Annotated in this window: 11 protein-coding genes; 7 read left to right on the forward strand and 4 right to left on the reverse strand. The window is 62.8% G+C overall.

Features of this window, described 5'->3' with window-relative positions; translation table 11 throughout:
• The first annotated feature begins 39 nt into the window (after window positions 1-39).
• The 4 genes from NKH06_RS01140 to NKH06_RS01155 all read left to right on the forward strand — a co-directional run bounded on the left by NKH06_RS01140 (window position 40) and on the right by NKH06_RS01155 (window position 7,280).
• Window positions 40-2,823, forward strand: coding sequence for a valine--tRNA ligase (locus tag NKH06_RS01140; protein WP_128304004.1), 2,784 nt, complete (start codon window positions 40-42; stop codon window positions 2,821-2,823).
• Window positions 2,824-3,180: 357 nt separating this feature from the next.
• Complete coding sequence (locus NKH06_RS01145; protein ID WP_128304005.1) at window positions 3,181-4,401, forward strand: OmpP1/FadL family transporter; 1,221 nt, start codon at window positions 3,181-3,183, stop codon at window positions 4,399-4,401.
• A gap of 307 nt (window positions 4,402-4,708) precedes the next feature.
• Window positions 4,709-6,433, forward strand: coding sequence for a dihydroxy-acid dehydratase (gene ilvD / locus NKH06_RS01150; protein ID WP_352439900.1), 1,725 nt, complete (start codon window positions 4,709-4,711; stop codon window positions 6,431-6,433).
• Window positions 6,420-7,280: a tetratricopeptide repeat protein gene (locus NKH06_RS01155; RefSeq protein WP_031213511.1), complete on the forward strand. Its 861-nt coding sequence runs from the start codon at window positions 6,420-6,422 to the stop codon at window positions 7,278-7,280. Before ilvD ends, NKH06_RS01155 begins: the two co-directional genes overlap by 14 nt.
• 49 nt (window positions 7,281-7,329) lie before the next feature.
• On the opposite strand, the gene NKH06_RS01160 is transcribed toward NKH06_RS01155, so the two are convergent.
• From NKH06_RS01160 to erpA, 4 genes are all read right to left on the reverse strand, one after another.
• Complete coding sequence (locus NKH06_RS01160; protein WP_352439901.1) at window positions 7,330-7,629, reverse strand: hypothetical protein; 300 nt, start codon at window positions 7,627-7,629, stop codon at window positions 7,330-7,332.
• Between the two features lie 89 nt (window positions 7,630-7,718).
• On the reverse strand, window positions 7,719-8,513 hold the full coding sequence (gene xth, locus NKH06_RS01165) for an exodeoxyribonuclease III (protein ID WP_023812197.1): 795 nt from the start codon (window positions 8,511-8,513) through the stop codon (window positions 7,719-7,721).
• Between the two features lie 17 nt (window positions 8,514-8,530).
• Window positions 8,531-8,926, reverse strand: a complete 396-nt coding sequence (locus NKH06_RS01170) for a VOC family protein (protein ID WP_128304007.1) — start codon at window positions 8,924-8,926, stop codon at window positions 8,531-8,533.
• Window position 8,927: 1 nt separating this feature from the next.
• The gene (gene erpA, locus NKH06_RS01175) at window positions 8,928-9,275 is read right to left on the reverse strand and encodes an iron-sulfur cluster insertion protein ErpA (RefSeq protein ID WP_013531288.1); all 348 of its coding nucleotides are present in this window, start codon (window positions 9,273-9,275) and stop codon (window positions 8,928-8,930) included.
• Window positions 9,276-9,365: 90 nt separating this feature from the next.
• Between erpA and NKH06_RS01180 the strand changes: the two genes are divergently transcribed.
• From NKH06_RS01180 to NKH06_RS01190, 3 genes are all read left to right on the forward strand, one after another.
• Window positions 9,366-10,580 carry a deoxyguanosinetriphosphate triphosphohydrolase gene (locus NKH06_RS01180; protein ID WP_023812194.1) on the forward strand — a complete coding sequence of 405 codons (1,215 nt, stop codon included), beginning with the start codon at window positions 9,366-9,368 and terminating at the stop codon, window positions 10,578-10,580.
• 75 nt (window positions 10,581-10,655) lie between these two features.
• On the forward strand, window positions 10,656-12,413 hold the full coding sequence (gene argS, locus NKH06_RS01185) for an arginine--tRNA ligase (protein ID WP_352609614.1): 1,758 nt from the start codon (window positions 10,656-10,658) through the stop codon (window positions 12,411-12,413).
• 103 nt (window positions 12,414-12,516) lie between these two features.
• On the forward strand, window positions 12,517-15,873 hold the full coding sequence (locus tag NKH06_RS01190; protein ID WP_352891910.1) for an SPOR domain-containing protein: 3,357 nt from the start codon (window positions 12,517-12,519) through the stop codon (window positions 15,871-15,873).
• Window positions 15,874-15,923: the final 50 nt, after the last annotated feature.

A 15,923-nucleotide genomic window follows, 5' to 3' on the forward strand; every position in this document is an offset into this window, starting at 1 on the left:
CGGACCAGCAAAACTCCCGACAGCGCGGACCATTTTCCCATGCTTGAAAAGACCTACGACGCCAAAACCGTCGAGCCGAAGATCGCCAAAGTCTGGGAAGAGGCCGACGCGTTTCGCGCCGGTGCCGGGGCCGAGGAGGGGGCGGAAGCCTTCACCATCGTCATCCCGCCGCCGAACGTCACCGGCTCGCTGCATATGGGACACGCGCTCAACAACACGCTGCAGGATATACTGGTGCGCTTCGAGCGCATGCGCGGCAAGAATGTCCTGTGGCAGCCGGGCATGGACCATGCCGGTATCGCCACGCAGATGGTGGTCGAGCGGCAGCTGATGGAAAAGCAGATCCATCGCCGCGACCTGACCCGCGAGCAGTTCATCGAGAAAGTGTGGGAGTGGAAGGCCGAATCCGGCGGCGCGATCTTCAACCAGTTAAAGCGGCTCGGCGCCTCGGCCGATTGGTCACGCGAACGCTTCACCATGGACGAAGGCCTGTCCAAGGCCGTGCTCGAAGTGTTCGTCACGCTCTACAAGGAAGGGCTGATCTACAAGGATAAGCGCCTTGTGAACTGGGATCCCAAGCTGCTCACCGCGATCTCCGATCTCGAGGTCGAGCAGCAGGAGGTCAACGGCAATCTCTGGCACTTCCGCTACCCCGTAGAGGGCCAGGTCTTCGACCCGGAAAACCCAACAACCTTCATCACCGTGGCGACGACGCGCCCGGAGACGATGCTGGGCGATACGGCCGTCGCCGTGCACCCTGACGACGAGCGCTTCCGGCATCTGGTCGGCAAGAACATCGTCCTGCCGATCGTCGGTCGCAGGATTCCTGTGGTGGCGGACGAGTACTCCGATCCGGAAAAGGGTTCGGGCGCGGTCAAGATCACGCCCGCGCACGATTTCAATGACTTCGAGGTCGGCAAGCGCCACAAGCTGCCGGCGATCAGCATCCTGACCACGGAGGCGGCGGTAAGTCTCAGGGATAATGAGGATTTCCTTGCCGGCCTCGAGGTGACGCCGGAGCGCCAAATTGTCTGGGACGAACTCGACGGCCTCGACCGCTTCGTCGCGCGCAAGAAGATCGTCGAGCTGATGGAAGAGGGCGGCTTCCTCGAAAAGGTCGAGCCGCATCGCCACGCCGTCCCGCATGGCGATCGCGGGGGCGTGCCGATCGAGCCGTTCCTGACCGAGCAATGGTATGCCAATGCGGCGGAACTGGCCAAGCCAGCGATCGCTTCGGTGCGCGAGGGGCGCACCAAGATCATACCCGGGAATTGGGAAAAGACTTATTTCCAGTGGATGGAAAATATCGAACCCTGGTGCATCTCACGCCAACTGTGGTGGGGTCATCAGATCCCGGCATGGTACGGGCCGGATGGGCGCGTCTTCGTCGAGAAGACCGAGGAAGAGGCGCTCGGCGCCGCGATCGAATACTACCTGGCTCTGGAAGGACCCTGGAAGGGCTGGGTCGAGGACAAGTTGGAGAATTTCCAGCCGGGCGAGATCCTGACCCGCGACGAGGATGTACTCGACACCTGGTTTTCGTCGGCGCTGTGGCCGTTCTCGACATTGGGATGGCCTGATGAGACGCCGGAGCTGAAGACCTACTACCAGACCGACGTGCTGGTGACCGGCTTCGACCTCATCTTCTTCTGGGTTGCCCGTATGATGATGATGGGCCTGCACTTCATGGACGAGGAGCCGTTCCACACCGTCTACATGCACGCGTTGGTGCGCGACAAGAACGGGCAGAAGATGTCGAAGTCGAAAGGCAACGTCGTCGACCCCCTCGACCTGATCGACGAATACGGGGCCGATGCGCTGCGCTTCACCCTGACGGTGATGGCGGCGCAAGGCCGCGACGTGAAGCTCGACCCGGCGCGCATCGCCGGCTATCGCAATTTCGGCACCAAGCTGTGGAACGCCACGCGCTTCGCCGAAATGAACGAGGTCGCGCGCAATGACGAGTTCTGGCTGAATGACGCGAAGCTGGCGGTCAACCGCTGGATCCTGACCGAACTGACGCGCGCGGCGCGCGAAATCACGGACGGCATCACCTCATACCGCTTCAACGAGGCGGCGGGTGCCGCCTACCGCTTCGTCTGGAACCTGTTCTGCGACTGGTATCTGGAATTGCTGAAGCCGGTGTTCATGGGCGCCGACGAGGCGGCCAAGGCCGAAAGCCGCGCCTGCGTCGCCTTCGTACTCGACGAGATCTACAAGCTGCTGCACCCGATGATGCCGTTCATGACCGAGGAACTGTGGGCGCAGACCGCTGGCGAAGGCAAGCAACGCCTCTCGCTGCTGTGTCATGCGGCATGGCCGTCACCGGATTTCGAAGACGCCGAGGCCGCAGCGGACATCAATTGGCTGGTCGAACTCGTCTCCGGCATTCGCTCCGTGCGTTCGGAGATGAACGTGCCGCCGGCAGCCATTGCACCGCTCGTCGTGGTCGGCGCCAATAATGTGACACGCGAGCGCCTCGTTCGCGAGGATTCGGCGATCAAGCGGCTGGCGCGGGTCGGCGACATCTCGCTTGCCGATGTCGCGCCCAAGGGCTCGGCGCAGATCGTGCTCAATGAGGCGACGGTCTGCCTGCCGCTTGGCAGCCTGATCGACCTCGCCGCCGAGGCGGCACGGCTGCAGAAGGAACTGGCCAAGGTGACCGAGGAGATCGCGCGCCTGCACAAGAAACTGTCGAACGAAAGGTTCGTCGCCAGCGCGCCGGCCGAGATCGTCGATGCCGAGCGTGAAAAGCTCGCCGAATACCGCGATGCGCAGGGCAAGCTGTCAGTCGCGTTGGCCAGGGTTCGCGACGCCGGCTAAGGATAGATTCGCGAGACTTTAGCCCTCTCTAAACTGCTGGTTTTCCGCCTCGAAAATCAGCATGCCGTTGCGTTAATTTTGACGTAAACGGAAGTTTTAGCCCCATTGTTGCCATAATGTAACAATGGGGCTCCCGGACCGCAAAAAACGCTGTTTTCGAACCTTTTTGGATGGGTTTCCTCTGTTTTTTGGAAGCAGATCCGCCATCACGGACCGTTTTCGGCCTTGCCGCATCCGGTTGCATTTCCTCGAAAATGCGCCTGGCGAATGTGTACATGTACGCTCTTGAATTCGTTGTTGCACCGTTAACCCGAATTGGTTCTAGCTTGATGCACTCGAATTCGGGGAGGACATTTCATGACTATTCTGCGACTGAAAGCGCTGCTTGGGGCGGGCTGCTTTTCGCTGGCTTTGATCGGGACGGCGATGAACCCGGCACATGCCGGCGGCCTGGAGCGTGCTGGCTACGATATCGACCTGTTGTTTGATCCGGCTCCGTTCGCGACCGAAGCGGAAGCGACCTATGTGATGCCGGACCGCAAGTACAAGAATGCGCGCGGCCCGGGCGGAGCCGATCTCGGTTTGGGCACCTCGGCCGACGGAGCCGAGGGCTATTGGGTTCCACGCATTGGAGCCAAGGTCCAGGTCGTGCAAGGCGTGGATTGCATGGTCGATTATTCGCAGCCCTGGGGTGCACATACCGCGCCGGGAAATGCGTGGAACGGCGCGTTTTCGAATATCGAAACCGACATCAAGAGCGACAACTACGCGGCTACCTGCTCCTACAAGATGGACGCCGGCAAAGGCCAGCTTCGGTTCATAGGCGGTGTTTTCTACCAGAAGATCTATGGCTTCAAGGAGAACTACACAGATATTGGCTTCGGCACGATGGTCGGTCGTGTCGATCTGGAGGCCGATGGCTGGGGCTGGCGTGCGGGCGTCGCTTATGAAATTCCAGATATCGCGCTGCGCGCCAGCCTTGTCTACAATTCGCAAGTGAAGCTCGACAATATCTCTGGTACTCTGAACATCGGCGGCGTCGTCTCTGTACCGATTTATGGTGCGACGGAGTCAATGCCGGATTCGCTCGAATTGAAACTGCAGTCGGGCATCGCACCTGGCTGGCTCGCTTTCGGTTCGATCAAGTGGGTCAATTGGAGCGTCCTGCAAAGCGTTCCGATCTGTGCCCAGGGTACACCCTCCTCATTCTGCGTCACGAATGGTCTGGGCCAACTAACTTCACTCGACCTGATGTATCGTGATGGCTGGACTGTCACGGGCGGTATCGGTCACAAGTTCAATGATCAGTGGAGTGCCGCTGGGCAGCTTTCCTGGGATCGTGGCACGTCGCATGGCTATGGTGCACAGACCGATACCTGGACGCTGGGTGGTGGCGTTGCCTATACGCCCAGGCCGAATATCGAGGTTCGTCTGGCAGGTGCGGTCGGTGTGCTGACCAGCGGCCATTCAGGGGAGTTGGCTGGCGAGAACGGCTATATCGCGGGCACCGATGACAGCTATGACTTCGGCAACGATCTGGTCACGGCAATTTCCGGCGGTATCAAGATCAAGTTCTAAGCAACTGAAAATTCTAAGCAAAAGGCCGGGCGTTGCTCGGCCTTTTTCGTTTGAGCCGGCATCGCCCGTGCGCCCCGTATCCAAGCTGCGTTGCATATTAGCCGCACCTCTTTCGCCCCGTGCGATTGTGACGTTTTGGCAACACTTTCTGAACAACCCCTGCGCTGGAAGCCGGGCTGAGGAAATTGCCCATTTCCCGCCATAAACCCGGCGCACCTCGATCTTGTCTCGGGACACGCGCCAAAAGGCTCGGCGAGGGGGCAGGCCGCTCCGCCCCATTTGCAGGGAAGATGGGGCAAGGAAGAGTATGGACGCCAAAGTCATCTCCAAGGCTAAGCTCCCCAGCCGCCATGTGACCGTCGGTCCGGCGCGTGCGCCGCATCGTTCCTATCTCTATGCGATGGGTTTGTCGGCGGCCGAGATTGCGCAGCCGCTGGTCGGGGTCGCCTCCTGCTGGAACGAGGCGGCGCCCTGCAACATCTCGCTGATGCGCCAGGCGCAGGTGGTCAAGAAGGGCGTCGCTGCGGCCAGCGGCACGCCGCGCGAATTCTGCACCATCACCGTCACCGACGGCATCGCCATGGGTCACCAGGGCATGAAGTCATCGCTGGTGTCGCGCGAGGTCATCGCCGATTCGGTCGAACTCACCATGCGCGGCCATTGCTACGACGCGCTGGTCGGGCTGGCCGGCTGCGACAAGTCGCTGCCCGGCATGATGATGGCCATGGTGCGGCTCAACGTGCCGTCGATCTTCATCTATGGCGGTTCGATCCTGCCCGGCAGCTATCGCGGCCGCCAGATCACCGTGCAGGATGTTTTCGAGGCGGTCGGCCAGCACTCGGTCGGCACGATCAGCGACGACGAACTGCTTGAGATCGAGCAGGTCGCGTGTCCCTCGGCCGGTTCCTGCGGCGCCCAGTTCACCGCCAACACCATGGCCACCGTCGCCGAGGCGATCGGCCTGGCGCTGCCCTATTCCTGCGGCGCGCCGGCTCCCTATGAAATGCGCGACCGGTTCAATTTCGCCTCCGGCGAAAAGATCATGGAACTGATCGCGAAAAACATCCGGCCGCGCGACATCGTCACGCTGAAGGCGCTGGAGAATGCGGCGACCGTGGTCTCGGCCACCGGCGGTTCGACCAACGCGGCACTGCATCTGCCGGCGATCGCCCACGAGGCCGGCATCAAGTTCGACCTGTTCGACGTGGCCAAGATCTTCGAGAAGACGCCTTACATCGCCGACCTCAAGCCGGGCGGCAAATATGTCGCCAAGGACATGTTCGAGGCCGGCGGCATTCCGCTGCTGATGAAGACGCTGCTCGACCACGGCTATCTGCATGGCGACTGCATGACCGTGACTGGCCGCACTTTGGCCGAAAACATGCAGCACGTTGTCTGGAATGAGCATCAGGACGTGGTCCGCCCGGCCAACACACCCATTACCCAAACCGGCGGTGTCGTGGGCTTGAAGGGAAACCTTGCCCCCGAAGGCGCGATCGTGAAGGTCGCGGGCATGGCGGAGTTGAAGTTCTCCGGCCCGGCACGCTGCTTCGATTCGGAAGAGGAATGTTTCGAGGCGGTGACGCAGCGCAACTACAGGGAAGGCGAAGTTCTCGTCATCCGCTACGAGGGGCCGCGCGGCGGCCCCGGCATGCGCGAGATGCTGTCGACGACGGCAGCACTTTACGGCCAGGGCATGGGCGGCAAGGTGGCGCTGATCACCGACGGGCGCTTCTCGGGCGCGACGCGCGGTTTCTGCATCGGCCATGTCGGCCCCGAAGCAGCCGTAGGCGGCCCGATCGGACTGCTCAGGGATGGTGACGTGATCTCGATCGACGCTGTGAACGGCACGATCGACGTGGCGTTGTCCGATAGCGAACTGGCGGCGAGGGCAAAGACATGGAAGGCGCGCGCGACCGATTATCAGTCGGGCGCGATATGGAAATATGCACAGACGGTAGGGCCGGCGCGCGATGGCGCGGTGACCCATCCAGGCGGTGCGAAAGAAACACACTGTTATGCGGACATCTGAGTTGTTGAAGTCAACACCAGAGTTGTTGAGGTCGTCTGTCTTTTCGGCACTGGTCGTGATCGCCACTTTTGGCGCGACCTTTGGCGCCGTGGGCCAGGCCATGGCCTTCGACGACAAGGTGTTCGACGACAAGACCGGGGTGAAGCCGCAATCCAGCCCATGGGCGGTCTTCCAGTTCGGCTTCTCCGCCTACAAGAACGGCCACAAGGAACAGGCTGCCGAGGCCTACAAATACGCCGCCGAAAACGGCCAGATCGGCGCCACCTGGAAGCTTGCCCGCATGTATGCCGAGGGCGACGGCGTGGCGCGTGACGACTACGAGGCGTTCAAGTTCTTCTCCGAGATCGTCGATCAGGACGTCGAGCCCGGCTCGCCTGAGGAAAGCTATGTCTCCGACGCGCTGGTGGCGCTTGGCGACTATTTGCGCACGGGCATTCCCGGCAGCCCGGTCGCCGAGAACGAGGTGGCGGCCCAGGAATATTACATGCGCGCCGCCGCCAACTACCGCAATCCGAACGCGCAGTTCGAAATGGGGCAGATGTTCCTGAAGGGCGAGGGCGGCGTGAAGGCCAGCGTCAAGCAGGCCGGGCGCTGGTTCCAACTCGCCGCCGAGAAAGGCCATGCCGGCGCACAGGCGACACTGGGCCATTTGTTGTTCCAGAGCGGCAAGATCGTTCGTGGCCTGGCGATGATGACGGCAGCGCTCGAACGCGCTTCGCCGGCTGACCAGCCCTGGATCCGCGGCATGCAGGAAGAGGCATTTGCCACCGCCGGCGAGGCCGACCGCCGCACCGCCATCTCGCTGGCCGATGATATCCTCACCAAGGGCAACAACGCGGATCAGTAATCTCGCGGCCGCGTCAGCTTCACCAGCAGCACTCGATTTTCGATCGTGATCAGTTCTCGATCGGCTCCGTCGGCACCATGCTGGGCGCCGGCGTCGAGATCGGCGTGACATGGGGTTGTGGCGCCAGCGTGTTTTGCGGGCAGCTATCCCCGATCTTCGTCCACGATGTGTTGTTGAGCACCATGTCGCAGCGAGCCAGATGGCTCCGGTCGGCAAGCGTCAGGCAGGCGACCTGGCCAAGCTGGTAGGATTTTCCATTGGCCAGGCATTCCTGGTCGGCAAATGCCGCACCGGGAGCGGCCATGGCAAATGCCAGGCCGATCGGACAAAGATGAAATCGTGTGCTCATGGAACCCCAGCCGCCATGCTGGCCCGCAATGAGCGGCGCGAAATGTGGCGATATGAGGTCCAGCGCAGACGTGCCCGGCGAGGGTTCTCTCAGGCCGGCTGAAGTGCGAGATCGATCGCCACCGGCACGTGATCGGACGGTTTTTCCCAGGCGCGCACGTGCTTTTCGATCGACGCGGAAGAAAACCGGTTGGCGGCTTCCGGCGACAAGAGCAGGTGGTCGATGCGGATGCCGTTGTTCTTCTGCCACGCGCCGGCTTGATAGTCCCAGAATGTGTAGGTGTCGGGTGCGTCGGTGACCGCGCGCACCGCCTCGGTGAAACCAAGGTTGAGCAGCCGCCGGAAGGATTGTCGCGTCTGCGGCTGGAACAGCGCGTCGCCCAGCCAGTTCTCCGGAAACCGCGCGTCGATCCGCTCGGGAATCACGTTGTAGTCGCCGGCGAGCACCAGAGCCTCCTCCAGTCTCAGCCGTTCTTCGGCCCAGCGCTCCAGCCGCGCCATCCAGGACAGCTTGTAAGGAAACTTCTTCTCGTCATCGATCGGATTGCCGTTCGGCAGATAGAGCGAGGCGACGCGCAGCGCGCCCTTGTCAGTCGAGAAAACCCCTTCGATGAAACGCGCCTGTTCATCGGCATCGTCGCCGGGCAGGCCTCGGATCACCTCGTCGAAGCGCAGCTTCGACAGCAGGGCGACGCCGTTGAAACCCTTTTGGCCGTGGGTTTCGACATTGTAGCCAAGCGCCTCGATCTCGGCGCGCGGGAATTGCTCGTCGACCGACTTGATCTCCTGCAGGCAGACGATGTCGGGTGCGCTCTCGGTCAGCCAATGGGTGAGGTTGCCAATGCGGGCGCGGACACCGTTGATGTTCCAGGTGACGATTTTCATGGCGGTCTCGATGCTGTTCAGTTGGATTCTTGCGGCGGATGGCGTTCGACGAGGCCAATCGTATTGCCAGCCGGGTCCTTTAGGAAGGCCATCCATTCGCTTTCCCCCGCTGGACCGAACTGGCCCTCTGTGTCGCGATGGACAAGTGTTGGCGGCGCGGTGAAGGGTACGCCTGCCGCGACCGCAGAGGCATGGAAGTCATCGAGGCCCGATATGTCGAGATAGACGGTTCCGGCCGGTATGCCGTCGGTGAACAGCAGCCTGATATCGCCGGCCATGATGAAGGCGATGCCCGGCGGGTCGAAGCGCGCATGAACCGCCATGCCGAGCACGTCGCGCCAGAAAGCCAGCGTGGCGTCGAGATCACGGCCAGCCGACAGCGCGATCTGACGGACCGCACCGATAGCAGGCATTCTATATGGAGAAACTCGTGCCGCAGCCGCAGGAGGCGACGGCGTTCGGATTGCGGATCTGGAACGACTGGCCCATCAGATCGTCGACGAAATCGATCACAGAGCCGCCCATATAGACCAGCGACAGATCGTCGATCAGCACGGTGGCACCGTCCTTCTCGATGGCGACGTCGTCGTCATTGCGCGTATCGACCAGATCGAACTTGTAGGAGAAGCCCGAGCAGCCGCCGCCTTCGACCGACACGCGCAGCGCCGTCTTGCCGGCCTCGTTCGAGACAATCCTGGCGATCCGCTTGGCGGCGGCCTCGGTCATATCGACTTTCATGGCAGTCTTGGCATCAGCGCCCATGGGCGTCACCTTGCTTTCGGTTTCACATGATAGGTATGAAGCGCGAGGGGCCAAGTCAACCTGGCTAAGTCAAACGCGGCAGCATCAGCCATGACCAATGAGTTGGGCGACATCGGATTCGGCTATCGGCCGCGCGCCGCCTATGCCTGCGACCCGGCAAAGTCGCGCGGACGGCTGTTCGACGAGGTGGAAAGCCCGACCCGCACGCCATTCCAGCGTGACCGTGACCGCATCATCCATTCGACGGCCTTCCGGCGCCTGAAGCACAAGACGCAGGTCTTCATCGCGCATGAAGGCGACCACTATCGCACCCGGCTGACCCATTCGATCGAAGTGGCGCAGATCGCGCGCGCCCTGGCACGGGCGCTGCGCGGCGACGAGGATCTCGCTGAGGCGGTGGCGCTGGTGCATGATTTCGGCCACACGCCCTTCGGCCACACCGGCGAGGACGCGCTGAACGAAAAGATGGCCACCTGGGGCGGCTTTGACCACAACGCGCAATCGCTGCGCATCGTGACGAGGCTGGAGGCGCGCTACGCCGAGTTCGATGGGCTCAACCTGACCTGGGAAACGCTGGAAGGCCTGGTCAAGCACAATGGACCGCTGACGGACGCCAACGGCAAGGGTCTGAAAGGGCCGGTGCCGCAGGCGATCCGTGATTACTCTGAACTGCACGATCTCGAACTCGACCGGTTCGCCGGCATCGAGGCGCAATGCGCGGCGATCGCCGACGATATAGCCTACAACACGCATGACATCGATGACGGCTTGAGGGCAGGGCTACTGACGCTGGACATGCTGGAGACGGTTTCGCTGCCGGGAACGATCCTGAAAGGCGTTCGCTCACGCTATCCCTCCCTCGATGATGTGCGCACCGGCCACGAGCTGATGCGGCGGCAGATAACCGCCATGGTCGAGGACGTGATCAAGTCGACGACCGCCAATCTCGATCGCATCAAGCCGCGGAGCGCCGATGCAGTGAGGGCAGCTGGCGAGACGATGGTAGTTTTCTCGGCCGAAATGGCTGCCTTGGAGAAAGAACTGAAGGCCTTCCTGTACAAGCACCTCTACCGGCACGCGGAGGTTATGCGGGTGCGCGCGGACGCCGAGCAGATCGTCAAAAATCTGTTCGACGCCTATTTCGCCGATCCGCGCGCCATGCCGGACGGCTGGCGCGAGGGGCTGGATCGGGCCGACGACCGCATCAAGGCGCGCAGCGTCGCCGACTTCCTGGCGGGTATGACCGACACCTACGCGCTCAAGGAACACCGGCGTTTGTTTGACCATACGCCTGAATTGGGCTAGGGCGGGCTCGATTTTGCCGGCCAACGAGCCGGATTCGCTGCAAAGCCGCCAGAGCCAGACCCCAGAGTCACACAAATGAACATCTTCGCCGATTTCACCGCGCGAATCATAAAAGCCGTCGAAGCGCTTGATCTGAAAGACAAAGACGGCGTTTCGGCTGACCTGTCGCGCATTGCCGTCGAGCCGCCGCGCGACGCCAGCCACGGCGACCTGGCGACCAATGCGGCGATGGTGCTGGCCAAGCCGACCGGCCAGAACCCGCGCGCGCTGGCCGAAAGACTGGCGCAGGCGCTGCGTGACGACAAGGATGTCGCGGCGACGGAAGTGGCAGGGCCCGGTTTCGTCAATCTCAGGCTCAAGGACGGCTTCTGGCAGACACATCTGACCGCACTGCTCGGCGAGGGCCGCAACTATGGCCGCTCGACGGTTGGCGGCGGCAGGAAGACCAATGTCGAATATGTCTCGGCCAATCCGACCGGGCCGATGCATGTCGGCCATTGCCGGGGTGCTGTCGTCGGCGACGCGCTTGCCAATCTGATGGCCTTCGCCGGCTACGATGTGACCAAGGAATATGTCATCAACGATGCCGGCTCGCAGATCGACGTGCTCGGCCGTTCCGCATTCCTGCGCTACCGCGAAGCGCTGGGCGACGATATCGGCGAAATACCCGCCGGTCTCTATCCCGGCGATTACCTGGTGCCCGTCGGCCAGGCGCTGGTCGCGGAATTCGGCCGCTCGCTTCTGCAGATGCCCGATGACGAGGCGCTCGCCATCGTCAAGGATCGCACCATCGATGCGATGATGGCGATGATCCGCGAGGACCTGGCGATGCTCAACGTGCATCACGACGTGTTCTTCTCCGAGCGCACGCTGCACGCCGACAATGCCAGGAAGATCCGCTCGGCGATCAACGATTTGACGCTGAAGGGCCATATCTACAAGGGCAAGCTGCCGCCGCCCAAGGGCGAGAAACCCGACGATTGGGAGGACCGCGAGCAGACGCTGTTCCGCTCGACCGCGGTCGGCGACGACATGGACCGGGCGCTGGTCAAGTCCGATGGCTCGTTCACCTATTTCGCCGCCGACGTCGCCTATCTCAAGGACAAGGTCGATCGCGGCTTCGTCGACCTGATCTATGTGCTCGGCGCCGACCATGGCGGCTACGTAAAGCGGCTGGAGGCCTTGGCGCGGGCGATTGCCGGCGACGAGGTGAAGCTCACTGTCCTGCTGTGCAATCTGGTCAAGCTGTTTCGCGAGGGCGAACCGGTGCGTATGTCGAAGCGGTCGGGCGATTTCGTGACGCTGCGCGAAGTGGTGGAGGAGGTCGGCCGCGACGCGATCCGCTTCATGATGCTCTACCGCAAGAACGATGCGCCGCTGGATTTCGATTTCGTCAAGGTGACCGAGCAGTCCAAGGACAATCCGGTGTTCTATGTCCAGTACGCCTCGGCGCGCTGTCATTCGGTGTTCCGGCAGGCGAGCGAGCAACTGGGCGAAGCCAATTTCGACCGCAACAGCCTGGCGTCGGCCGCGGCATTGCTGACCGATGAGGGCGAGATCGGCCTGATCCGCAAGCTCGCCGAATACCCGCGGCTGATCGAGTCCGCCGCCCTTGCGCTCGAGCCGCATCGGCTGGCATTTTACCTCTATGATCTGGCTTCCAGCTTCCACGGACACTGGAACCGTGGCACGGATAATCCGGACTTACGTTTTGTTAAGGTTAACGACCGACAATTGACGCATGCCAGACTAGGGCTGGTGCAGGCTGTTTCGGACGTTTTGACGTCCGGCCTGACGTTGATCGGGGCCGCCGCGCCCACCGAAATGCGTTAGGTTTGACTAAATAACCTGTCACCTTTTGCCCACATTGCGCTGGTAAGGGCCAACCCTACGCGACGTCCATGGCGTCCGAATGAGTGCGAGTTCGGGAACAATAATGGCAGACAGAACCCAGCTGAGAGTAGCCGACAACAACGACATCGCTGACGATGATCCGTTCGCGGAACTGACCAGGATCATGGGATTCGACCCGCGCCAGCCGGTCAGGCCGCAATCGCCCGCCCAGCCGCAGGCCCCAGCCGCCGATCGCGGGCTCGAAGAGGGCGATTTCGATATCGATCTCGAGAAAGAAATGATGGGCGAGTTCGGCGCTGACGACAGCGACGCCGCTCCGGTTGTCCAGGCTCATGAGCCGACCTTCGAGCATGAGCCGGCATTCCAAGCGGCTGACGCCAGCGCGATGGACGACGAGCTTTCGGTGTCGCTCGACGACGATTTCCAACTGGACATGGCTGAGATCGACGGCCACGTCGCCGGCACCAGCCATGCGGTCGCAGCTGAAGCCGCGCCGTCCGTCGAGCCGGCTTTCGCGTCTGATTTTGACGATGCCGTCGCCGGTTCGCTTGAGGACGTCTCCCCCTTCGAGGACGATCAGTCGATGGCGGACGAGCTTGCCACTTCGCTCGACCAGGACCTCCGGATCGATGAGGAAGCCGAAGAGGCCCAATACGCCGTTGCCGACACGCACGCTTCTGTCGAGCCAGTTGCCTCAGATGACGAATTCGACGATGCGGTGGCAGTCTCGCTTGAAGACGAGCTGGTGCTCGACGACCATTCGGCGGCCGAACAGTCATTCGTGGTCGCCGAGCCCGTCGAGTATCCCATGCCGGAGCAAGCGGCGGCGCGTGACGGCCATGCAATCTCCGATGAAAGCTTTGCCGGCCATTTCGACGACGCCATGGCTGATGTCGACATGGATTTCGACGTTCGCGCGGATGAGCCGAATGCCTTCGACGAGCCGCCAACGCATGATGCGTTTGCCGATGTCGCTGACGCGAAGGGCGAGCTTCCCAGCCCTGAGAGCGTGCCGGACGATGCTTTTGACCTGAATTTGGACGACGCGTTTGCCGAAACGGTCGAAGAGCCGGTCACAGAGGTTGCCGCCGTTGCCGCCCAGCCGGCGGCGCCGGAAGCCTACATCGCAGCCGCGGTGCATGCCCCGACCGCGGACGAACGGAGCCTGGAAGACGAGTTGAATGCGCTGCTGGGTGCCATGACTGCGCGCACAGTGCCGGTGGCCAGTGAGCCCGTCACGGCTCAGCCGGCTGTCGCTGCCCTGCCGCCTGTTGCCGAGCCCGCCGAGGAACCGGCCGACCTTGTCGGCGACCTCGACTGGGATCTTGACGAACCCGCGCCTGAGCAGGACGGGCATGTTGGCACGGCCCAAGCGGCCGATGCGGATATTGACGACCTTATGCTTGATGAACTCCAGGATACGACCTGGAACACGGTTGGCGATGTCGATTTCGACGATGATGCGTTCGACGCGGCTTTGCCCAAGGATCTTGATCCGCGTGACGAAGCCGCTGACCGGGACAATTCGGCGGATTCTCTCGATTGGCTTGCGGAGCGTTCCCAACCGGCAGAGCCGCCGCGTTCGTGGAGCCGCGTGACGCCGGTTCCGCAGCAGCCGTCATTCAGCGCTCAGCCTGCGTTTGGTGCTCAGCCGGCCGCTTCGGTGGCATCCGTGGCCGCCCGGCCGGCAGTCGCCGCCATGACATCCTACCGTTCGTCCGAGCCGGTCGAGGCCGTGGCTCCCGCTGCCCCGGTATCGGCGCCGCAATCGCGCCAGCCGGCGCATTACGAAGACATGCCCGACGTCGAAACGGTCGATGTACCCGAGCGTGTCGTCGCGCTGGCGGACGATCTCGATATTCCCGAACTGCACTTCGAGGAAGACCAGCCAGCGTCGCCTGGCTACGACGATCTCGATGCGGAGTTCTCCAGCCTTCTCTCCGAGATGAACGCGGTGGAGGTCGCTGCCGCTCCCACAGGCAATTTGGCCGGCGCGTCTTACGATGATGACTCCTATGCCGCGGGCTTCAAGCCGGGCTATGACAGCCTCAAGCCGGCATATGACGGGGTCAAGCCGGGCTATGATGGGATCAAGCCGGGCTATGAGCCGGAAGCGCGGACCTATGCCGCGCGGCCGATGGACATGTCCGCCCGCGCGGCGGCGCCCACGGGTTATGCCGACGCCTCTGGTTTCGACCTTGACAGTCTGCCAGGGAGCCAGCCGGTTTCCCAAGCCGATGATTTCACCGTCGATGAACTCGACTACGATCCCGAACTCGACGAGGCTATGGCTGTGCCGGGGCTCGGCGAGCGTGAGGCCGCGAGGCCGTCGCGCGGACGCGGCCTGTTCATCGCCGCGATTGTCGGCGCGGTCGCCGTCGCGGGCGGTCTCGGTGCCTTTGCGCTGTCCTTTGGCGGCAAGGGCGGCAGCGAAGCGCCTGTCATCGTCAAGGCCGACAACGCGCCGATCAAGGTTAAGCCGGAGAATCCGGGCGGCGCCGTGGTGCCCAACCAGGACAACAAGGTCTACGACGCGGTCAGGGGCGCAAAGCCAGCCGAGCCGGTCCAGGAAAAGCTGGTCACCAACGTCGAAGAGCCGGTTGACGTGCAGGCGAAGGACCCGGCCCGCGCCATCGATCTTTCGCCGGACCAGAATGCAGCCGCCGCTGGAACCGATGTCGGCAATGCCGCGCCGATGTCCGGCGCCGCTTCGGCCGACAACGCTTCTGCCGATAGCACTGCGCCGGCGCCCAAGTCCGAGGATCGCATCGCGCAGGTGCTGCAGGATGCCGACAAGGGCACCAATGCCGATGTCGTCGCCGTTGCGCCGCGCAAGGTGAGGACCATGGTGGTCAAGTCGGACGGTTCGCTGGTGCCGCGTGAAGATCCGGCAGCGCCCGCCGCTCCGCAAATGGCCGCTACCGAGCCGGTCGATCCGGCGCCGCAGCATGTCGCCCCGGCGGCGCAAGCCGATGCGGACCAGACCGGCACCGTGGCGCCTGCCGCCGCCCAGGCGGACGACGAGCCGGCCCTCAAGCCGGTCGCCAAGCCGAAAGCCGAGGCCCAATCGGCGAACACGCCGGCAAAGGTTCCGCTCGCGCCGCAGCGTCCGTCCGACCAGCCGGTCGATGTTGTCGGCGAGGTCAAGCCCGATCAGGTTGCGTCCATAGATCCGGCATCGACCGCGGCCGGCGGTGGCTCGTGGTCGATGCAGATCGCCTCGCAGCCGACCGTCGAAAGCGCCCAGTCCAGCTATCAGGATCTGCAGCGCCGCTATGGCAGCGTGCTTGCCGGGCGTACCGCCAACATCGTCAAGGCCGAGATCGCCGGCAAAGGCACGTTCTACCGCGTGCGCGTTCCGGCCCAGTCACGCAATGACGCGATCAATTTGTGCACCAGTTACAAGGCCGCCGGCGGCAACTGCTTCGTCTCGCGCTAAAGCCGGAGCCAACCATCAAAAGCCGGCGCGGTCCACCGCGCCGGCTTTTT

Source organism: Mesorhizobium sp. M1342 (genome assembly GCF_040317955.1).
GTDB lineage: Bacteria > Pseudomonadota > Alphaproteobacteria > Rhizobiales > Rhizobiaceae > Mesorhizobium.